The sequence below is a fragment of the Pseudomonas mosselii genome (assembly GCF_005796105.1).
Lineage (GTDB): Bacteria > Pseudomonadota > Gammaproteobacteria > Pseudomonadales > Pseudomonadaceae > Aquipseudomonas > Aquipseudomonas mosselii_C.
In genome coordinates this window covers 1-19916 of record NZ_VAUO01000001.1, presented here as the reverse complement: position 1 = coordinate 19916, position 19916 = coordinate 1, and the positions used below count along the sequence as shown (strand labels likewise).

Here is a 19916-nt window from a genome sequence, read left to right as displayed (position 1 = left end):
GCGCCAGCACGCAGGGTCGCGTCGCGAGCCGTGCATGGGTCAGTCCCCACCCAGGCCGTGAGGATCTGGCCGGCGCTTTTCGATAGTGAACTTCAGCAGCGCGGCACTGCGGAAAAGGCCATGGGCGAACTTGCCATAGGGCAAGGTCACGAACAGGGCCATCACGGTGCCCAGGTGCACGGCTAGCAAGATCGCCATCGCCGCACTGTCACGCAGCGCCAGCAGTGCCAGCCCCGTGGCGCTGACCAACAGCAAGAGCAGGATGAACGCCCGGTCCATCGGGCGCTGCGCGACGTCGCCGTGCTCAGGCGCGCGGCGCAGGTTCAACGCCAGCAGACCCGCAGGCCCGACGATCAAGCCAATACCGCCTAGGGTACCCAGAAGCACCGGCACGCTGGTCATTGGGTAAGGTGCCGGCAGCCCGAGCAGGTAGTGGTAACCGGTGGCAACCACGGTGGCGGCAAAGCACAGCATGAAGCCGTAGAAGGTCAGGTGGTGATAGCGCCGGCGCCATAGCGTGTAGCGATCATCGGCATTGTTGCAGCCCTGGCCATGGCCGCCATCGAGATACTTGAGCGTAAGCACCGCGCTGGCCGCTTCGCTCAGCGCACCACTGGCCGGTTGTCGCGCCTGGCCAGGCGAGACGCTGCGCCAGAAGCGCCGCAACGCCATGACCAACGCTACCCCGGCCGCACTGAACACACCACCGAACAGAAGCGCCAGGGTGTTATGCGGGAACACCGCGTAGAAGTCACCGGCCAGACGCCCCGGCAGCAAAGTGCCGTTAACCTGCAAGGCGAGCAGCAGGAACAGCGACAGTGCGATTGCCAACGCCACGGCGACGAACGTGCCATTGCGCCGGTAGAGCAGCCCGAAACGCGCCGGCCAGGCGTACTCGGTGTAGGTCTGCGCACGCACCTTGGCCATGGCCTGCGGCACGTTCACGGCGAACGCATGCGGTGCGGCGTACTGGCAGGCATGCAGGCAGGCTCCACAGTTGTGGCAGAGGTTGGCCAGGTAGTGAATGTCGGCCTTGGCAAAGTCGAGCCGGCGGGTCATCGCCGGGAACACTGCACAGAATCCCTCGCAATAACGGCAAGCGTTGCAGATGCGCATCTGCCGGTCCACCTCCTGCTCGTGCAGGTCAAGGAGCGGGATCAGTTCAGCCTGGGCTGGGACGGGATCGAACGTATGGGGTTCAGGCATTTGCACAGTCATGCTGGGCCTCCAGAGGGTTGACAGAATGGCCAGCGGCAGCTGCCGCCTGAGTGCCGGCGATGCGCCCAAACGCGGTCCCGATGGACATGCCGACACCGGCTGTGTAGCCCTTGCCCAGCACATTGCCGGCCATCATCTCGCCGGCGACGAACAGATTGGGGCTGGGGCGCCCACCGAAATGCACGGCAGCCGTAGCGTCGGTGCGTAAGCCGAGATAGGTGAAGGTCACCCCTGGGCGCAGTGGGTAGCCGAAGAACGGCGGTGTGTCGATTGGCAAGGCCCAGTGGCTCTTGATCGGCTGCACGCCCTCGGTGCGGCAATCGTCCAAACGGGTGTGGTCGAACGTGCCGGGACGACATGCCGCATTGTAGGCGCGCAGGCTGTCGAGAAACGCAGGCACCGGCAGCCCAAGGGCAACCGCCAGGGACTCCAGGTTGTCGGCGCGAGTACCGGGAAACACTGGCGGCATGAAACGCCCGAGGGCCTTGCGGTCGATGATCGAGAAACCCACCTGACCAGGTTGCTGGGCCACCAGGCGCCCCCAGATGGCATAGCGCTTGGGCCAGAAGTCCTCCCCTTCGTCGTAGAAACGCTGGCCGTCACGGTTGACCACCACACCCAGCGACACGCAGTCGATACGGGTGCAGATGCCGCCGTCATAGAGCGGCGCACGGGCATCGATGGCGACCATGTGGGCCTGGGTTGGATCGCCGATCGTGTCGGCGCCCAGCTCGATCATCCGGCGTAGCAGCGCGCCGTCGTTGAAGCGCGTGCCGCGCACCAGGAAGTTATCGGCCGGCCATTCGCCGCGCGCGTTCTGCCCCCAGGCCTCGCGCAGCCATTGGCGGTTGGACTCGAAGCCGCCGGCCGCCAACACACAACTGCGTGCCTCGATGCGCTCGACGGGTACGTGCCGTCCGTTGACGTCACGGGCCGCCAGGTGGGCCGCGATGAAGCGCCCATCGCGCAGTTCCACGTCAGCTACCGGGCTGTCGTAGCGCACCTGCACGCCGAGCCGCTCGGCACTGCGGTAGTAGGCATTGACCAAGGCCTTGCCGCCGCCCATGAAGAACGCGTTGGTCCGCGCGGTGTGCAACGCACCGGACAACGAAGGCTGGAAATGCACGCCATGTCGGCGCATCCAACCGCGGCAGTCGCCAGAGGCACGAATCACCAGGCGCGCCAGGGCCTCGTTGGTCTGGCCATCGGTGACTTTGAGCAGGTCCTGCCAGAACTCTTCTTCGGGATAAGCGTCCACCAGCACATCCTGTGGGGCATCGTGCATGCACCTAAGGTTGCGCGTATGTTGGGAGTTGCCGCCTCGCCAGGCGCGGGGTGCGGCTTCCACCAGCATTACGCTGGCGCCGGCCTCGCGCGCCATCAGCGCAGCGCACAGGGCAGCGTTGCCGCCGCCGATGACAAGCACATCGATCATGTCGCCTCCAGGAAGCGAGAAGCCTGGGTTGGGCGGCTTCTCGCAGAGCCCGGACTTTAGGGCTTCGCGTACCCTGGGCGAAACGCGCTCACTGGGGGGAGGTCTTCAGTTTTTCTAAAGGCTGGATTGCGTGCAGGCACTCACAGCAAGCGCGCGCCCGGCCAGCGCTCTTGCTGCACCAGTTCGCGGGACACTTCATGCAGCACGATCCGCGTAGCCAGCGCAGCAGGCGAAAGTTCATCATCGGCCAGGCTTACCACCAGGTTGCGCCGCTGCGCTTGCGGATCGTCGATCGAAAATACCCGCAAGCCTGCCTGCGTAGCCCGAGCCACCGTGGCGCCGGGTTGAATCGTCGCGGCGTGGCCAGCACTGACGCACTCCATGAGCAGCGACAAGCCGTCCACCTCCATGACGATAGTCGCGTCCAATCCAACGCGCTCCAGAATCGCCCTCAACGTGGCGCGCAGACCATGCTGGGCGCTGGGCATCACCAACGGCAGCGAGGCGATCTGCTGCAACGTCAGCGACGGCCCCCAGTCGGCCTTGACCAGCGCGAGTGGCACCAGCGCGAACAAACGCTCCTCCAGCAGCGGCCGCACATCCAGACGCATGCCGGCCTCCTGCTGAAACAACACCGCCACATCCAGATGCCGCGTATTGAGCTGATTCACCAGGTAGCCGGACAGCATCTCGACCAAATGAAGACGGATATCCGGGTAACGCTCGCGCATCCTGGCAATCAGCGCCAAGCCCAGCACCGAAGCCGTAGTCGGTGCCATGCCGACACTGGCGTACCCGCTCATACGCCCACTGCGCGCGGCCAGTACGGCGTAATGGGCCTGGCGCAGCGTCAAACGCGCATGGTATTCGAATGCCAAGCCTGCTGCGGTAGGCGTGACGCCAACGCTTGAGCGTGTCAGCAAACGGGTACTCAACTCACATTCGAGCTTCGTCAGTTGCTGGCTCAACGCAGAGACTCCAACGCCCGTTTCGAGCGCAGCCCTGCCGAGGCTGCCGCATTCCAGCACACTCAGAAAATAACGTAGCTGGCGTAGCTCCATCGAAGCCCCCTCCCATTCAGCAATGTCGACGGCTTAACCGGAGCCACAGCAGCTTGCTTGGCCCTGCCGAGCGCTCCGTTAGCCAAGCCTTTTACTTTATCTGAAGTGCTGCTCATGAGGGGTCTCCCTCCACGGGCATCGGTGACACCTGGATGGCGATCAGGCGCGCAGAGATCGTCCACCCTCGCAAGTGCCTATGAAAAACCACCACATGCACATGAGCGACGCTGGCTGAGCGTTAGAAAAAGCTTCGCTGCGCCTTCAACATCAGCATGCTCTCGCAGTAGTTGTTCATGCCTGCATACACGACACAACCGGCGCCTTGCAGGTCGGAACTGCTGTAGATGAGGTCCAGGTCGACCCCCAGCCAAGGGCGAGACAGCGCCACCGACCAATCATTGAAATGATCCACTTGGCTGCCATCGCCGATCGTGAAAGGCGTGCCCAGGCGGTGGTGAGCGACCTTCAGCGTCAGGTCCATTTCGAACAACGGAAGGCGGCCCACATCGACGAATAACGTCCCCGTGCGGTTGTCTGGATCGTTTCTCCAGGCACCTGCGAAGCGACTGTCCAACGTCGAAAAACCACCATACAGGGCATAGCTTTCACTGTTGGAAAGGTTTGGCTGACTGTAATGAATAAGCCCGGCCTCGAAGCCCAGGCTTTCATCGAATCGGCGCTTGTAGCCGAAATAACTGTCGAGTTTGAGAGTCGAGTTGGGTGAAAGACCCAGGCTGGGTGCGAACTGCCCCATGTACAAACCGCTGGAGTGACTGACATCCACACCGCCATGGAATGCGCCGACAGCGCTGGGCGAAATCAACCCCTGTGCCATTGAGCGGGAGCCTTGGGTACTGAGCTTGAAGGCAAAATCACCCAATTGACGTTGAATCTGCTTGGCGGACACCGGCGCACAGAACAGCAAGGCCGCCGTCAGCATTAGCAGGTGTCTGACCATGTGCACAATCCTGGTAAACCCGCTCTGGAACGAGAAGCATAACGGCATCGATTGACGAGGAAAACCCTACGCCATCAACGCTACCCGTGGTTGGGTGAGTTGCAGGCGTGATGCCATTACTCTGCGGTAGGTAGCGACCCCGCCCATGCGCCTGACGACAAGACACCTTGCTGCCACCAAAGCACGCTGGACCACCTGGCAACGATCTCGCGCTGGCGACCCATTGCAATTGGGCAAGTAGATCGCCACATCTGGCACCACTACCACCTGTGTCGGATAGGCCTGCCCGGTAAAGCACGCCATACTCACGACTTTCCAAGTCAGCCATGTGTGGGCTGCTGCTGGGCACGTTGGGGCTCGTCTCCGGCAATCATGTATTCGGCACCGGATATGAAGAAACGCGTGCCTTGCTGGAGGGTCAGCCAATCACGGACCAAAGCTTTCTGCTGTGGAAGTTTCTGGCCAGTGTCGTTTCTTATCTCTCCGGGATTCCGGGCGGTCTCTTTTCGCCCTCTCTGAGCATCGGTGCTGCCTTTGCGCCTCTGTTGAGCGTGCTACCCGATGTTGATCCTCAAGCATGCGCATTACTCGGAATGGGCGCGTACCTGGCCGGTGTTACACGCTCGCCGCTGACCGCCTCGGTCATCGTGCTTGAGCTGACACACAGCCAGGATCTGGCCATTCCCATGCTGGCCGCAACACTCATGGCAGCAGCCATCTCGGGATGGGTGTCTCCGGTCTCTCTTTACCATGCCTTGGCCAAGCAGATTATCGACAAGCTTCATACTCCAGCGCCGTCCGTTTCCAGAGTTGACGCTATCGACAAATGAATCACTCGACACTACCAGCCCTGGCGGCGCTCAGTTGAAGCTCAAGCGGTCTTTGTGGTGGCTTTCGCCGGAACGAAAAAAGAGCCTTTTGGCTAATGCAGGCCAGTTAAGCCAATGGGGCCGCTTTGCGGCCCTTTCGCGGCACAAGGCCGCTCAAAGTCCGCGTGAGCGCTTTGAATGCCGGCTTGCACGGTCTTGGAACGGCCCAAACTACTGCAACGAAGGATTAACTGACAGGCATTAGCCTTTCGGCTTTTCATAGATTTACATGACAGGTGCGCCCGTCTGCCCGGCCTGAACCATCCTGGATGGCTGTTGCAGCAACCCGCGTGGCAAGCGGAAGCCTTTGAACGGTTGTTGGGTAATGGGATTGAAAGCCTTCTGCGCGCTCAGCCGGTAGCGCATCACGCCATCACCGGTCCTGAAGCTCAAGTCCACACTGGTCGCCGTCCGCCCATTGAGCGAACCACGACTGAGCAGGCGGAACATGGACCAGGGGCCTCGATACTCCAGACTGCTGCTATTGCCGCTCTGCCTGAGCAGCGTCAGGTTGCTACGCACATGTTGCCCAAGCGTATTGGGCCAGATGACACCGGTGATCTGACTCGTGCCATGGGTGTAGGAAATCAACTGACCGTCCAGATCCAGCAAACTCGTGCGCTGGTTCGCACTCAACCCTAACGGCTCGATACTGAACTGCACACTCAAGTTGCCGCGCTGATCGAAGAACGTTTCGCGAATGCGGTCCGCCAGCTCCAACTGCTCGATCACATCGCTACGGATCAGGGACTGCCCCTGCTGGCCGGTTTGCAGGGCTTCGAGGTTGTCCTTCAGGAACACCTTCAGATATTGCTCATTGAACTGCTGCAGCCGGCCCTTCGGCCCGAAGAACGCCTCGAAGTCATCCAGCGACGCGTCCGGCGCCCTGGCCACGAAGGGGTATCGGCCTGCCAGGCGCTGCTGAAAGAAACTATACACCTCAGCATCCCAGCGCCGCTCCAACTCGCGCAGTGCTTCAACATTCAATACCTGCGCCGTTTGATCAGCCACCTTTCGTACCTGGCGGTTGATAGGTTCAGGCAAGCCGGTCGATACTCGTTGCAAGGTGCCGATGGGGTCATGCCCAGTCATCGAGAAACGCTGATGCACGGCCTGCAGTGCTGCCCTGCCTCGGTCCGGGCTGTCCTGCACCGCCTTGGCATAGTCGTGTACGGCTGTGAGAGCAACCAGGGTTTCATCGTAGTAGCTAGGCTTCTCTGCGGCTCCCTGCAGCATCGCGCTCAGCCCGGCAAAGGCCCTTTGAATAGTCCACGCCTGCTGATGCTCAGGCTTACTACTTATCGGCAGCACTGTCTTGGTCTGATCTGTTACCTCAACAACGCCGGCCGCTGAGAGCGAAGTGTTCTCCCGGACCGTGTCGAGCAATCGATGCAGCGGCGCCGCAGGCCCCGTCAACTGCTGCAGGATCGCGACACCATGGTCCAGGTCACGGAAGTCTGCCACGCTGAACGCGTTGAGGGCACGGCGCCAACTGTCAATGTAATCGGCGCTGTATAAGTTGCGTAGCCGTTCGCTCAACACCTCCCGGTCGGCATCCGAATAATCGAGCTGACTACGCTCGCCCAGCGCCCATTGGTCGATCAACGCCAAATCGGCGAAGCTCTGACTGCGTGGTTCGAAGTACTCCTTGAAACCTTTGGCAGTGAGCATCGGCGCTAACAGCACATCATCGCCCTGCCTGGCGCTCATGGACGGCTGATACACCACGTCGAAGGCCGGCCCAACCTGATGACGCAAGTCCAGCCCGGTGTGCAACTGCTCCGCCGCCTGTTGTTTGAGGCCGGCGTAAACCCGCTCGGGTAGCGGCACCTTGCGCAACGCGTCCTGCACTGCGGCGACACGTTGGCTGTACTGCGGCAGGTCGGTATCGGCGTAGGTCAAGGCGTACTTGAGGTGCCGCATGAGGTCGCGCTGCAGTTGCCCCTGGCCCGGGAATTTCTGCTGCCATTGTCGGGCCATCCACGCTTCGACCCATTCGGCGCGGCGGTTGTGGCGGTCTTCCAGCATGCGGTAAACCCTGAGGGCAGCCATTTGCTGCTCACTGCCCGGGGGCGCAGCATCCATGGCATCGATCACTCCACTGGCCAAGGCCGGCAGGAACCGCCTGGAGAGCAAGCTGAGATATGCCTCATCGACACGCGGGCCGATAGCGCGCCCCTGATACAGGCCAAAATCGGAAACACCCGGCCATGCAGAGCGATAATCGCCAAATACCGATACCGCATCACGAATCTGGTCCAGCGGCTCCAGCAGATTGCGTCCGGTAGGATCCAGGCGCTGATCAACCTCGTGATGGCTGTATTCCCGGCTTTTGACAAGCACGTTGGTGGCTTTGGCGCCATTGATATCGAAGAAGCGCTGCCAACTGGCGATGGCAACACAAAAAGCCAGTATGCCCACCCCAGAGCCGACCCATAGGAGTTGACGCTTGCTGCGCGCCACCTTGATGTTGTCCCCGGCAAGTCCGGCTTCCTTATAGATGACCCGCCCGAAAGCATGCTGGATGAAGTACGGTAGCGCCTTGCCTTGTACCTTGCCCTCGAGCAAAGGGAGCTTCGTCTTGTAGGGCTGCGCGGCCTCGCGCACGAACGCATTGAACATCTCACCTTGCTGGATGACCGAGGACCAGTACACACCGCGTACCAAGGCCGGCGTGGTGTAGCGATCACTGGCCAGCGCTTCTTTCAGGAATCCCAGCAATATTGGGCGCAAGCCGATCAACTGCGCATGCAATGAGAACAAGCGCGCGCGCTGGGCAGCGCTGTCCAGCGCATCGAGCCGATCCACCACCTGCTCAAACAGCTGGCTGATCAACTGCTCGTAGTGGTCGCCATACTCCTCCAGCCAAGCGTCGAATGTGCCTATCGCATCCAGCTTGAACGTGAAACCGAGCATTCTTTCCCGCATGGCGACGGAAAGACCGGCATAGAGTTGGTCGAATCCGTCCAACAGGTCGAACTTGGTCAGCACCACGTATAGCGGCAGCCGCGAGCCCAATTGGCTACTGACCTCGTACAGACGGGTGCGCAGCACATGTGCCAAGGCAATGCGCTGCTCGGGCGTGCCGTGCAATAGCGCAGGTAAGTCGACCACCAGCAATATGCCATTGAGGGCTCTCTGACTGCGGTTGCGCAACAGCCAATCCAGCAGGTGCTGCCACAACCTGGCCGAGGTTGCAGGTGGCACTTGCTGTGTGGCTGATTCGTCAACGGGCGAGCCTGCCAGCGCCGCCTGCCTGATGAGCGCACCTGGCGGATCGATGATCACCGCATCGTTGCTGACCCACCAACCTATCGGAAAGGCCAGCGCTTGGGCCTGCCTGCCTCGTGCCTGTGCCTTGTCGATACGGGTCAGGGAAAAGCTTTGTTCTGTGCAATCGATGAAGCTGGTCTTGCCGGCATGCTGGTCGCCTATCACCAAGTACCAGGGCAATCGATACAACGCACCTCGGCCGCCTGCGCTATCGAGAAATCGCGAAAGCCCTTGGTCCAAGGCCTTCTCTTGCGCCTGAACCAGCGGCAATACGCTGTCCAGCTCAGCGGCCACCGTCTGCTTGCGTTCAGCCTGTAGGCGAACGTATCGCCTGCGCAGTACCACCAGCCAGCACAACAACGGCACCAGCACGAGCACCAGGCTGGCCAAGCTGCGATGCGCCACGCTGGCCAGCGGATACTGTTCACGCCATAGCCACTGCGGCCCAAGCCACCAGATGGCGACCAGCATCAGCACGGTCCCCAACACAAGCAGTAGCGGCATGGCCAGGCCGATACGAGTCACCAGGGGCAACCCCCAACGTTTCAAAAGCGTCCATAGTTGATTCATGGAGGGTCCTAGTCCTTGTTCTGATCCGCCAACACATAAGCAGAGGCATACTGTTGCAGTCGTTGAAACACCTCTGGTTCCCAAACGGCGGCCGTGGTGTGCTGCATGGTCCGTGCGACACTGGCGCACAGATCCTGGGCCAGCCAGGACACGCCTCGCGCTGCCAGGAGATCGGCCGCAATGACGGTGGTATGACAGCGCTCACGCGGCCCACGAAGGTCCGCCTGCATGGCCTGTAATCTGAGCAAAACCGGCTCTACCCCAGCGGTTTCCAACTGACTGACCAACTCTTCGCGCAGGCCTGCGAACTCGTGGGCAGGTTCGGCTTGCGTCTGCCCTGCTGCGCCTCTGAGCCAAGCCATGCTTTGATCGTCCGCGAACGACCTACCGTCGCTGAAACACAACTGCTGGAGCGCGGGTATGCGTTGGACGAATCGGGCCGTCGCTGCGCGGATTGCCTCAGCCACCTCTCCCATCGCCAACCGTGTCGCTGCACTGGCCGCGAGGAAACTGCCGCGTATCCAAAACGGGCAAGCCGTCACGCTCTTTTCAATCCGCTGAAGCAACGCCGCGTCGATCGCCGTGCCAGCAATCGCCTCTTCATAGTCGCAGGTGATCTCCAGCGGCACCGCCATCAGTTCCGTGCGATTGCCTTGCGTGATTTGGGGCGCTGCCTGGATATGAGCCCACAGGCCGAATCGACGCAGCTGATAGCCCGTCGGGTCGTAGGGGTCTTGTTGATTGATCATCTCGGCCATGGTCAGCACGGCCCGCCGTGATTCGCGCTCGTTGCCTAACGACACGCGCGGCATTGGGGTGGCAATGACTTCGGCCAGCGGTGCAGGCCTGATGGTCGCCGTCGACGACTTCGCTGCGGTAGGCTCGCCTGCACCGCTCGCCTGCTCCGCCTGCTTGCGCAGCAGTCGATCGACATCTTTCAGAAGGGCTTCATCCAACTGAGCAGCGGCCTGCTGCTGTTGCAGGCGCTGCAATGCCTCTTGAGCCAAGGCCGCATGGGCAGGGGTGAATGTGTAGCGGTCCAGGCGCGGCAGCGCTTCGTTCAAGCGATCGAGCACGAGGCCAACCAGCTTGCGCTTGCCCAGAAAACCTTTGGGGCCAGGCTTTGGATGCGCCACCTCCCAATAGCGCTCGACCATGCCGGCCAGCAACGCCAAGGTGAAACTCCATCGCTCCCAACAACCGCTGCGAAGCCACGCAGCACTCAGGTGCGCGACGATACGCAAGTGCTTGCACTGCTGCGCCAAGTACTGCCGTGACGCTTCCTCGATATAGGCCCAGTCGATGGTGGATGCCTGCAGCCCGCCCAGCTTGACCATTTCCTGATCAATGGCCTGATAGGTTTCATCCTCCACATCGAACAGACCGACCGGAGCCTGCGCATCGATGGGTGCGAGCAACCGGGCAATTTCCTGTGCGTTGACCTCTGCTACCAGCGACATGTTTTGCGCGCCTCGTCGATGAGCGAGTCCAGGCCTTGAGCATCGAAGACCAATCCATCAATGGAAGGGTTGTCGCTTTGCACCTCAATGCGATGGGCCCCAATCAGTCGCTTGATCTGCTCGATTCCAGGCAAGCCCCGGCCCGCATCGAGCACCTGACCGTTCTCCGTCACCTGCCAAGGGGTTGCGATGGTGGTGCTGCGCTCGCCCTGCAATCGCACCATCACCCGACCAGCATCAACAGGTTGGGCGGTGACCAGTTGCAACCTGGAAATGTTCTGCAAACAACTGATCACCAGGTAGGGATGCGGCGCGGCTGAAGCGATTGCAGGTGCAGAGATCGTCAGCCCGTCGTCTTCAGGCGTGAGTCGAAACGTCAGGTCGTCGGGACTTCGCCCTAATTCGTGGGTCAGTACCCGACGCACCGTGGGTGAGTCCTGTTCTGGCGGCGACCACTGCATGGAGACGGAGTGTGCAGGCGTTCCGGCAGACGCATCGAAACATGCCAAACGCTCAAGGTTGGACACGATCCGCGGGCAATCCTGATCGGAATACGAGGGTATTGGCATACACCCAAGCACCAGCCAGAGACTTACGCCACAAGTTTTATTACCAAGCATCGTAAGTAAATACCTTTCATGTAGTACATATAGTACATCGACCCGTTCATAGCAGCGGATCTGAAACAGCCCTCTCAGGCACTCGAATTCCCGCAAGGGGCAAGAGACTAGCCCATCGGAACAGCAACAAACAAAAAAACATTTTCTTACACTTTCATACTCGACGACATAGCAAAATCAAGCGCAATGTTTTTACGCGACACACAACTAACCCCCGCATTCTGTTTATGCCACATACAAGTAAATAGGAAATTTCCTACATACTAAATTGCAACTAGAGCCCCAATACGGATAACTTTCAAGAGCACGGAGAGATTCTGCGATGGCAAAATCCACAGGATCGGTTGCACCCAAAGAACGCATCAACATCAAATACGTACCCGCCACTGGCGATGAACAAGCCGAAGTAGAGCTGCCGCACAAGATGTTGGTAATGGGCGACTTCGGCCTGGATGACACGCGTGCGCTGGAAGACCGGTCGGTCATGCGCATCGATAAACACACCTTCAACAACGTGTTGAACGACGCCGATGTCAGCCTGGCCATGTCGGTACCTTCCATGCTCAGCACGGCCGCCGACGCGGAGCTGGCGGTCAACCTGCAGTTCAGATCGATCAATGACTTCGGGCCAGACGGCATCGCTCGCCAAGTACCAGAGCTCAGCAAGCTTTTGGAGCTGCGTGAGGCACTGGTGGCGCTAAAAGGCCCGCTGGGCAACGTGCCCGCTTTCCGCAAGCAGTTGCAGCAACTGTTGAGCAACGAGCAGGCCCGCAAACAACTCGCCGAAGAATTGGACCTGGTGCTTGAGGCGCCAAAAGAAGACTGAGACAACGGAGCGTCCCATGCCAAAGCCAAGCAGCACTTCCCTCACCGTTGAACTATCCGGCGAGACATTGAGCAATGCCACTTTGCTCGATCAGATCATGGCCGAAACAAAACTAGTTCCTGCTCAAGAGGGCTATCAAGTCGCTCGCCAAGGCGTATCGGCCTTTATTGCAGAGATACTCAAAAGTGATGATCCAGATCAACTAATCAATAAACACCGCGTCGACCAGATGATTGCAGAGCTGGATCGAGTGCTCAGCAAGCAAATGGATGCCATTCTTCATCAATCGGAATTTCAGGCGCTCGAATCCTCATGGCGTAGCCTCAAACTTCTGGTGGACCGCACGGACTTCCGCGAGAACATCAAGCTTGAAGTCCTGCATGTCAGCAAAGAAGACTTGCTAGACGATTTCGACAATGCCGCCGACATTACGTGCAGCGGTCTGTACAAACACGTTTACACCGCAGGCTATGGGCAGTTCGGTGGTGAGCCGGTGGCGGCCATGCTAGGAAATTACAACTTCGGCCCCTCTTCGCCAGACATCAAGTTACTGAGCTACATGGCCTCCGTGGGCGCCATGTCACATGCGCCGTTCCTGGCCGCCCCCTCCCCCGATTTCTTCAATCTGAGCAGCTTTGAAGAGCTGCCCAACCTCAAGGAAATCAAAGACATTTTCGCAGGACCGCGACATGCCAAATGGCGCGCCTTCCGCGAAAGCGAGGATGCCCGCCACACCGCGCTGACGGGGCCACGCTTCATGCTTCGCTCGGCCTACCACCCCCAGGAACAGCCAATCAAAAGCTTCAACTACGAAGAAAGTATCGACGGACGACACGACAATTACCTGTGGGGCAATTCCGCCTTCCTGCTGGCCAGCTGCATCAACGACAGCTTTGCCCGCTATCGCTGGTGCCCGAACATCATCGGCCCGCAGTCCGGTGGCGCCGTGGAAGATCTGCCGGTACACCTCTACGAGGCATTGGGGCAGTTGCAAGCGAAGATCCCCACCGAGGTGCTGATTTCCGACCGCAAGGAATTCGAGCTGGCCGAAGAAGGCTTCATTGCGCTGACCATGCGCAAAGGCAGCGACAACGCCGCGTTCTTCTCAGCCAACTCGGTGCAGAAACCGAAGAACTTCCCCAAGACCCCGGAAGGCCTGCAGGCCCAAACCAACTACAAGCTGGGCACACAGTTGCCTTACCTGTTCATCGTCAACCGGCTGGCACATTACATCAAGGTGCTACAACGCGAGCAGATCGGCAGTTGGAAGGAGCGTCGCGACCTTGAGTCCGAGCTGAACAAATGGATCAAGCAATACGTCGCCGACCAGGAAAATCCCTCGGCCGACGTACGCAGCCGCCGTCCCCTACGTGCTGCGAAGATCGAGGTTTCAGACGTTGCCGGCGATCCAGGTTGGTATCAGGTTTCGCTCGCCGTGCGCCCGCACTTCAAATACATGGGCGCGAACTTCGAGATCTCGCTGGTAGGCCGGCTCGATACCCAATGAGCGGATTTTTCGACCGCTTGGTTGCCGATCAGTCCGTGATCCGGGCGCCGTCCAGGCAAGAGAGCGCATCCCACAAGTTCGCCGCCATCAAGCGCCACCTGGAAACGCTGCTCAACGCTCGCCAGGGTTGCTCACAGAGCAGCCCTGAGCTGGGCCTGCACGATTTCAACGGGCATGACGTGAGCAGTGGCGACCTGCTGAAACAAGTGAGCGCCGACATACGCCGCACCATCCAGCGTTTCGAGCCTCGCGTGCAGGTGCGTTCACTTAAAGCCGTGCCCGACTGTCACGCCCCTCAGGAGCTGCATTTCAGTCTGGAGTGCCACGTGCAGGTCAATAACCACACGGAGCAGTTGCAACTGGAATTGCTGGTCAACGGCCATAACCGCCATACCCGGGTGAGGTGATCGATGTCGCTCAAGGATCGATTCAGCGAAGAGTTGCGCTACCTGCATGAACTGGGGAACGATTTTGCCCAGGACAATCCACAACTTGCCCGGCTGCTGGGCAAGGGTGGTAGCGACCCCGATGTGGAGCGCTTGATGGAAGCCTTCGCGTTCCTGACGGCCAAGCTGCGCCTCAAGTTGGAGGACGACCTCCCAGAGCTGACGCACCCTATGTTGCAGCTGCTTTGGCCCAACTACCTTCGTCCACTGCCAAGCGCCACGATCATTCAGTTCACACCGCGCAAACAGGCGCTCAGCCAGTCGCAACGCGTGCCAAGGGGGGCACGCCTGCTGTCCAAGCCTGTCGACGGAATTCCCTGTGAGTTCCGCACCTGTACCGTCGTGGACGTTCACCCGTTCGAGATCGACGCGGTGGGCTCAACCCAAACGCTCGACAGCTCAGTGATTCGCATTGAGCTACACACCCTGGTCGAGCGCCCATTGAACACGCTCGAATGCGCCCGTCTCGACTTTCACCTGAGCGGTACCACCCGAACAGCACGCACGCTGTACCTCTGGATCGCTCACTATCTTAGCCATGTCAGCGTGACCATAAATGGTCAGGCTCGCCGGCTGCCGGCCAGCAGCATCGTCTTCCCAGGTTTCAGCCCGGACGACGCTTTGTTGCCTTATCCGCAGAACGTCTTCGACGGTTACCGGATCTTGCAGGAATACTTCATTTTCCCTGAGCGCTTTCACTTCTTTGCCCTGACGGGCCTGGAAAAAATATGGCCTGATCAGACGATCCAGCAGGTCGACCTGGCATTCCACTTCACCCGTCAACTACCGGATTCGCTGCGCATTGGCAAAGCGGATTTCAGCCTGTTCTGCGCCCCAGCGGTAAACCTGTTCAAGCACAGCGCCGAGCCCATTGACCTCTCCAACGAGGCCGCACAGGTCGAACTCAAGCCCAAAGGCGCCGAGCGCCACGCCTACGAAATCTTCAGTGTCGATAGGGTAATCAGCACCCGTACGACAAACGATGGAAGTACCGGTAAACACCTGCGAACCTTCCGACCCTTCGAGTCGTTCGCCCATGAGATCGAGCATGTCCAAGGGCGTACGGCGCTGTACTACCGCTACACCCTCGAAGACTCACTGAGCGGTGATGGCGTCACGCATCGCATCGCCTTCGTGCGGGCCGACGCCAATACCTATATCGGTGAGCTGGAAACAGCGTCCATCGACCTGACTTGCACCAACCGCGATTTGCCCCTGGCCCTGGGCATCGACGACATCAATGTGCTCTCTGAGGTCACCCCGCCGCTGACCACCTACACCAATATTTGTGCACCGACCCGACCCTATCGGCCGGTGCTGGACGGCCAGTTGCAATGGGCCTTGATCTCCAACATGTCGCTCAATTACTTGTCGCTGCTCTCGGCCGAGCCATTGAAGGCAGTTATCCGCGCTTATGACTTCGCGGCCTTGCACGACATCCAGCAGACACGCACCACCCGCAAACGCCTCGACGGCATCCGGGATATCCAAACGACACCTTTGGATTGGCTGATCAAAGGACAGCCCATTCGCGGCCTGCGCACGCAACTCAAACTCGACCAGGCCGCATTCCTCTGCGAAGGCGACCTGTACCTGTTCGGCTGCGTGCTGGCGCACTTCTTCGCGTTGTACGCCAGCATCAATTCCTTCCATCAACTGGAAGTGATCAACATCACCAACAACGAGCACTACACATGGCCCATCCAGACCGGCAAGCAACCGCTGATCTAGCCGACAAGCTGCTCGCGGGCGCGCACCGGTACAACTTTTATCAGTTGCTGGAGCGCCTTCACGGGCTTCATGGAGACGATCTCGAACCCCGCTGGCCCAGCGAGGAGGCCCGCCTACGCGTGCGCCTTGGCAGCGACCCGCGCCTGACCTTCCCCGTCTCGGACATCTGCAAGGCCGAACGCATGCCCGAAGCACAAGATCGCTATCGCGTATGCACCACGTTCATGGGCCTGCACGGCACTGACTCGCCATTGCCCTCCTACTATCTGGAACAGGTGGCATACGAGCATGCACAGGGTATCGGCGTGCGCCCGGCGTTCTTCGACTTCTTCAATCACTACCTGCTCAGCCTGCTACACCGCATCTGGCGCAAGTATCGCTACTACATTCGTTTCCAGCCGGGTGCCAGCGATGGGTTCTCCCAGTACATCTTTGCCCTGCTCGGCTTGAATGACAAACAGCTGCGCGGCGACACGGCGTTACCCTGGAGCCGGCTGCTCAGCTTCGCCGGCGTGATCGCCAGTCGCAGCCGCGCACCGGGCACTGTCGCTGGCATCATCGCGCACTGCTTCGACCTGAAGCAGGTGCAGATTCGCGAATTCGAAACCCGCTCGGTACCTACGACAATCCAGCAACAGGTAAGCCTTGGCCGCAACAACGGTGAGCTGGGCAATTCCTTCATGGTTGGCAGCCGCACGCGGACCCGCAGCAGCAAGTTCACCATCGTAATCAGCGAGCTCGACCAGGCACAGCTGCGTGACCTGTTGCCCAGCGGTATCAACTTCAACCGCTTGCGTGCCCTGATCGACTTCCTGTTGCGTGACGGCTTGGCCTACGACCTGGAGCTGCGGCTGAAGCAGCACGCGCTGTCGCCCTTCTGCCTGCATTCCAGCCGTGGCGCGCAATTGGGCTGGACCAGCTTCGTCGATGACCGCCACGGCCAGATCAGCCCCGTCGTGCAGTTCCGGGGGCGCTCATGAGTACTTTGATCTTGAGCATCACCAACCTCGACCAGTTGCAGCACAACGTCACCGCCCGACACGAATTTGATCGTGCAGGTGGCACCGTCGGCTGCGCGAGAGCCACGTGGCTGATCAATGATCGTGAACAGGGCGTGGCGCCGATCCATTGCGAAATCCGCTGGATCGAAGGCGGCTTCTGCGTGATCGACTGCTGCGAGCGTACCTACCTGAACGACAACCTCGATAGCCTGGGGGCGCTGTCGCCCAGGCGGTTGCTCGAAGGTGACCTGCTACGTGTTGGCGCTTATCGACTTTTGGTTCAGCTTTCACAAGCTGATGCCCGTTCGCTGGAAGAGTTGTTCAACGCAGACGTGCGGGTACTCGACCGACTCATCCTGGATGCACCTGCGCAGCATTGGCTGCCCAAGTCCACGGCTGTCCCGGAAGTCGCTGAGATCTGCTCGGTCTTCGATCCAGGTATGGGCAACGATCCCTTGGCTGCACTGGAGGCAGTGACACGTCCTGTGCAAGAGAACCCGCTGGATCGCCTGATCGCAGGAGAACGCTCATGACGCGTCATTCACTCATGGCCGGCCTTCTGGCGACGATGATTGGACTCCCAGGCTGCACCGCCATGAGCAAAATGAGCCAAGTGGCGATGGACCCCTCGATACCCGTCGGTGCAACCAAGATTCAGCCCACCGAAATCGCGTTCAGCATCAACGCCAGCCCCACGCTCAACAGCAACCCCAACAGCCTGCAAGCGGCGACTGAGCAAGAAAGCAGCCTGGAACCCAGCCCCTACGCAGTCAGCGTGAGCGCGGGCGACCCCTATGCCCTGACCGAGAAAGTCGGGACCCTGCTCGAGTTTCTTCACGAGCAATTCCCGGCCATTTCGCCCGTCGAACTGCCAGAGAACGAGGCCGATGAACCAACCCGCTCGCCCTTGGAGGAAAGCACGCCGGGCCACTACGAAGACTCGAATGTGGTGCTGACCTTACCGCGCGCAACCACAGCTCCCCCCGAGTCGGTCGCCACCCCAATGGCCATCAAGATCCTGCAACTGCGCGACGACTCGCTGCTGCGCAACAGCGTTTATGAGTTGCTGGACAAAGACCCCGCCAAAGCGCTGCGCAGCACCTACATCCGTGATGACGACTACCTGCTACGGCCTGGGCAGTTCAAGTTCATTCCCTTTGCCGCCATCGAGGCCGAGACCCGGTTCATCGCGGTGATCGCCGACTACCGCAACCAGGAAAACGCGACCTGGAGCCAGGTGCTGCGCATTCCACCGCGCGGCCAACACATCATCTTCTCGGTATTGCTCAACGACACGCAGGTCCTGCTCAAGGAGGAGGACTGATGATGCCTGCAACCCCGCCCTTCTCGCTTACTCACGCTGACATGGAGTGCTCATGAGTTCACGTAACCCCGTCCTGTGGCCTGAAGGCCTGTTCGTCAAACCGCAGCATTTCCAGCAGGCGGCCCGCGCCGCCGAAGCGGCCCTGCATCAACGCCTTGGCAGCCTGAACGCAGCCTTCTATGGCTTCAGCGAGCTGCAACTGAACGACGAATATTTGAGCCTGGGCAAGATCGCCATCACCCGCGCACGCGGCATCATGCCGGACGGCACTGTGTTTGATATCCCGGCAGATCTGCCACCGCCGCCGCCACTGGAAATCGAGGACGACGGCGCGAAAGACGCCGAAGTCTACCTCTGTCTGCCACTACGCACCGAGGGTGGCCGGGAGGTGAGCTGGCCCGACAATGCCGCCAACTTCCGCTACAACGTTCAGACGCAGGAAATCAAGGACACCCACAGCGCAGACGGTGACTTGGCGCAGGTCGATCTGGCAGTGCCCAACCTGCAGCTCAAACGTAAGGCCGACGACAGCAGCGCCTACACCCGCCTTGCCATGGCGCGCATTCTGGAACGCCGGCCCGATGGCAGCCTGCGACTGGATGAAGGGTTCTACCCGACCAGCGTCTCGGTACGCGCGGTGCCGGCACTCCAGCGTTACCTCGAAGAGATCACCAACACCCTGCGCGAGCGCTCACGCAACCTGGCTAACCGAATAGGCGCCTCGGGCCAGTCCGGCATTGCCGACATCCGTGACTTCAACCTGCTGCAGGCCATGAACCGCTGGTGGCCGTGCTTCCAGCACTTGGCCAGGCAGGGGCAAACCCACCCCGAGCAGTTGTACTTGCACATGAGCCAGGCCTGTGGCGAGTTCGTGACCTTCACCGACGAGAGCCGGCTGCCGCCAGAATTCCCCGCCTATCAGCACACGGCTTTGCGCACCTCATTCAAGCCACTACAAGACACGTTACGCCGCGCCCTGGGTACGGTCCTGCAACCGCGGGCCCTCTCGCTGCCGCTGGAGGCGCTGGATTACGGCGTGATGACAACGACACTCGAAGACCGCCGCCTGATCGATGACGCGGACTTCATTCTGGCCGTGCGTGCTGACCTGCCGCCGCCAACACTGCGTCGGCTGTTCTTGCAGAAAGCCAAGGTCACCTCCCTGGAGACCTTGAATGATCTGGTGCACAAGCAGTTGCCCGGCATTGCGCTGCATCCGCTGCCTGTAGCCCCTCGCGATCTGCCGTTCCATGCAGGCTTCAGCTACTTCGAGCTGGACCGCCGCGACCCGGCATGGGCCTGCATGAACACGGCCAACGGCTTCGGGATTCATATCGCGGGGGAGTTCCCTGGGCTTGAGTTGCAGTTCTGGGCAATCAGGAGTGAGTGAGATGCAGGAGAACCACCTCGCACGCAATGGAACCGCATCAGCTCCAGCTGAGCCGTTGCAAGCGAAGCTTGGAACGCCTTTACCCACTGGCGCCGTGGAATCCGAGGCAAGCACAGCAAAGCCCGAGCCCGTTTATAAGGACTACCCCGCCGATCCCGACTTTCAGTTAAGGGGCGGCTACGACAACTTGATGCTGGATGCGGCGGCACCGTTGTTTGGCCTCGTCA

Annotated in this window: 15 protein-coding genes and 2 pseudogenes; 10 read left to right on the top strand and 7 right to left on the bottom strand. The window is 60.3% G+C overall.

All coding sequences use genetic code 11. From position 1 onward, the window contains the following. Nucleotides 1-39: 39 nt before the first annotated feature. The 4 genes from tcuB to FEM01_RS00070 form a co-directional block, all read right to left on the bottom strand. Nucleotides 40-1218, bottom strand: coding sequence for a tricarballylate utilization 4Fe-4S protein TcuB (gene tcuB / locus FEM01_RS00085; protein WP_138217255.1), 1179 nt, complete (start codon nt 1216-1218; stop codon nt 40-42). Next, nucleotides 1199-2653, bottom strand: a complete 1455-nt coding sequence (gene tcuA, locus FEM01_RS00080; RefSeq protein WP_138217254.1) for an FAD-dependent tricarballylate dehydrogenase TcuA — start codon at nt 2651-2653, stop codon at nt 1199-1201. The genes tcuB and tcuA overlap by 20 nt, the downstream gene beginning before the upstream one ends. Nucleotides 2654-2793: 140 nt before the next feature. Continuing rightward, entirely contained in the window at nt 2794-3714 is a 921-nt protein-coding gene (locus FEM01_RS00075) for a LysR substrate-binding domain-containing protein (protein ID WP_138217253.1), read from the bottom strand. A 238-nt stretch (nt 3715-3952) separates the two neighbouring features. After that, on the bottom strand, nt 3953-4672 hold the full coding sequence (locus tag FEM01_RS00070; protein ID WP_138218142.1) for a TorF family putative porin: 720 nt from the start codon (nt 4670-4672) through the stop codon (nt 3953-3955). A gap of 317 nt (nt 4673-4989) precedes the next feature. Between FEM01_RS00070 and FEM01_RS00065 the strand changes: the two are divergent. Then, a pseudogene (locus FEM01_RS00065) lies at nt 4990-5502 on the top strand (chloride channel protein); the annotation flags it as partial. A gap of 264 nt (nt 5503-5766) precedes the next feature. Here FEM01_RS00065 and tssM read toward each other — a convergent pair. Genes tssM through vasI form a run of 3 tightly spaced genes read right to left on the bottom strand, consistent with a single transcriptional unit; the run spans nt 5767 to nt 11371 of the window. Next, nucleotides 5767-9384, bottom strand: coding sequence for a type VI secretion system membrane subunit TssM (gene tssM / locus FEM01_RS00060; RefSeq protein ID WP_138218141.1), 3618 nt, complete (start codon nt 9382-9384; stop codon nt 5767-5769). A gap of 8 nt (nt 9385-9392) precedes the next feature. Beyond that, complete coding sequence (gene tssA / locus FEM01_RS00055) at nt 9393-10844, bottom strand: type VI secretion system protein TssA (protein ID WP_138217252.1); 1452 nt, start codon at nt 10842-10844, stop codon at nt 9393-9395. Further along, nucleotides 10832-11371 (bottom strand): type VI secretion system-associated protein VasI, encoded by a 540-nt coding sequence (gene vasI, locus FEM01_RS00050; RefSeq protein WP_240791691.1) that lies wholly within the window; start codon nt 11369-11371, stop codon nt 10832-10834. The genes tssA and vasI overlap by 13 nt, the downstream gene beginning before the upstream one ends. A 415-nt stretch (nt 11372-11786) precedes the next feature. Between vasI and tssB the strand changes: the two genes are divergently transcribed. The 9 genes and pseudogenes from tssB to FEM01_RS24290 all read left to right on the top strand — a co-directional run. Then, nucleotides 11787-12290, top strand: a complete 504-nt coding sequence (tssB, locus tag FEM01_RS00045; protein WP_138217251.1) for a type VI secretion system contractile sheath small subunit — start codon at nt 11787-11789, stop codon at nt 12288-12290. 16 nt (nt 12291-12306) lie between these two features. After that, nucleotides 12307-13797 carry a type VI secretion system contractile sheath large subunit gene (tssC, locus tag FEM01_RS00040; RefSeq protein WP_138217250.1) on the top strand — a complete coding sequence of 497 codons (1491 nt, stop codon included), beginning with the start codon at nt 12307-12309 and terminating at the stop codon, nt 13795-13797. Next, a complete protein-coding gene (tssE, locus tag FEM01_RS00035; protein ID WP_138217249.1) occupies nt 13794-14204 on the top strand; it encodes a type VI secretion system baseplate subunit TssE in 411 nt (136 codons plus the stop codon). The genes tssC and tssE overlap by 4 nt, the downstream gene beginning before the upstream one ends. A 3-nt stretch (nt 14205-14207) precedes the next feature. Then, nucleotides 14208-15974, top strand: a complete 1767-nt coding sequence (gene tssF, locus FEM01_RS00030; RefSeq protein ID WP_138217248.1) for a type VI secretion system baseplate subunit TssF — start codon at nt 14208-14210, stop codon at nt 15972-15974. Next, nucleotides 15938-16954, top strand: a complete 1017-nt coding sequence (gene tssG / locus FEM01_RS00025; protein WP_138217247.1) for a type VI secretion system baseplate subunit TssG — start codon at nt 15938-15940, stop codon at nt 16952-16954. The genes tssF and tssG overlap by 37 nt, the downstream gene beginning before the upstream one ends. Further along, entirely contained in the window at nt 16951-17508 is a 558-nt protein-coding gene (locus FEM01_RS00020) for an FHA domain-containing protein (RefSeq protein WP_138217246.1), read from the top strand. Before tssG ends, FEM01_RS00020 begins: the two co-directional genes overlap by 4 nt. Continuing rightward, nucleotides 17505-18299 (top strand): type VI secretion system lipoprotein TssJ, encoded by a 795-nt coding sequence (gene tssJ, locus FEM01_RS00015; RefSeq protein ID WP_138217245.1) that lies wholly within the window; start codon nt 17505-17507, stop codon nt 18297-18299. Before FEM01_RS00020 ends, tssJ begins: the two co-directional genes overlap by 4 nt. A gap of 52 nt (nt 18300-18351) precedes the next feature. Next, the gene (gene tssK, locus FEM01_RS00010) at nt 18352-19689 is read left to right on the top strand and encodes a type VI secretion system baseplate subunit TssK (protein WP_138217244.1); all 1338 of its coding nucleotides are present in this window, start codon (nt 18352-18354) and stop codon (nt 19687-19689) included. Nucleotide 19690: 1 nt separating this feature from the next. Beyond that, nucleotides 19691-19916 (top strand): annotated as a pseudogene (locus FEM01_RS24290) (type IVB secretion system protein IcmH/DotU); the annotation flags it as partial.

What these genes read in the sequence shown, in the direction of transcription:
- FEM01_RS00075 (WP_138217253.1), bottom strand. Translation starts at nt 3,714, where the DNA reads ATGGAGCTACGCCAGCTACGTTATTTTCTGAGTGTGCTGGAATGCGGC.
- tssB (WP_138217251.1), top strand. Translation starts at nt 11,787, where the DNA reads ATGGCAAAATCCACAGGATCGGTTGCACCCAAAGAACGCATCAACATC.
- tssE (WP_138217249.1), top strand. Translation starts at nt 13,794, where the DNA reads ATGAGCGGATTTTTCGACCGCTTGGTTGCCGATCAGTCCGTGATCCGG.
- tssK (WP_138217244.1), top strand. Translation starts at nt 18,352, where the DNA reads ATGAGTTCACGTAACCCCGTCCTGTGGCCTGAAGGCCTGTTCGTCAAA.
- FEM01_RS00070 (WP_138218142.1), bottom strand. Translation starts at nt 4,672, where the DNA reads ATGGTCAGACACCTGCTAATGCTGACGGCGGCCTTGCTGTTCTGTGCG.
- tssC (WP_138217250.1), top strand. Translation starts at nt 12,307, where the DNA reads ATGCCAAAGCCAAGCAGCACTTCCCTCACCGTTGAACTATCCGGCGAG.
- tcuA (WP_138217254.1), bottom strand. Translation starts at nt 2,653, where the DNA reads ATGATCGATGTGCTTGTCATCGGCGGCGGCAACGCTGCCCTGTGCGCT.
- tssJ (WP_138217245.1), top strand. Translation starts at nt 17,505, where the DNA reads ATGACGCGTCATTCACTCATGGCCGGCCTTCTGGCGACGATGATTGGA.
- tssA (WP_138217252.1), bottom strand. Translation starts at nt 10,844, where the DNA reads ATGTCGCTGGTAGCAGAGGTCAACGCACAGGAAATTGCCCGGTTGCTC.
- tcuB (WP_138217255.1), bottom strand. Translation starts at nt 1,218, where the DNA reads ATGACTGTGCAAATGCCTGAACCCCATACGTTCGATCCCGTCCCAGCC.
- tssG (WP_138217247.1), top strand. Translation starts at nt 15,938, where the DNA reads ATGGCCCATCCAGACCGGCAAGCAACCGCTGATCTAGCCGACAAGCTG.
- tssF (WP_138217248.1), top strand. Translation starts at nt 14,208, where the DNA reads ATGTCGCTCAAGGATCGATTCAGCGAAGAGTTGCGCTACCTGCATGAA.
- tssM (WP_138218141.1), bottom strand. Translation starts at nt 9,384, where the DNA reads ATGAATCAACTATGGACGCTTTTGAAACGTTGGGGGTTGCCCCTGGTG.
- FEM01_RS00020 (WP_138217246.1), top strand. Translation starts at nt 16,951, where the DNA reads ATGAGTACTTTGATCTTGAGCATCACCAACCTCGACCAGTTGCAGCAC.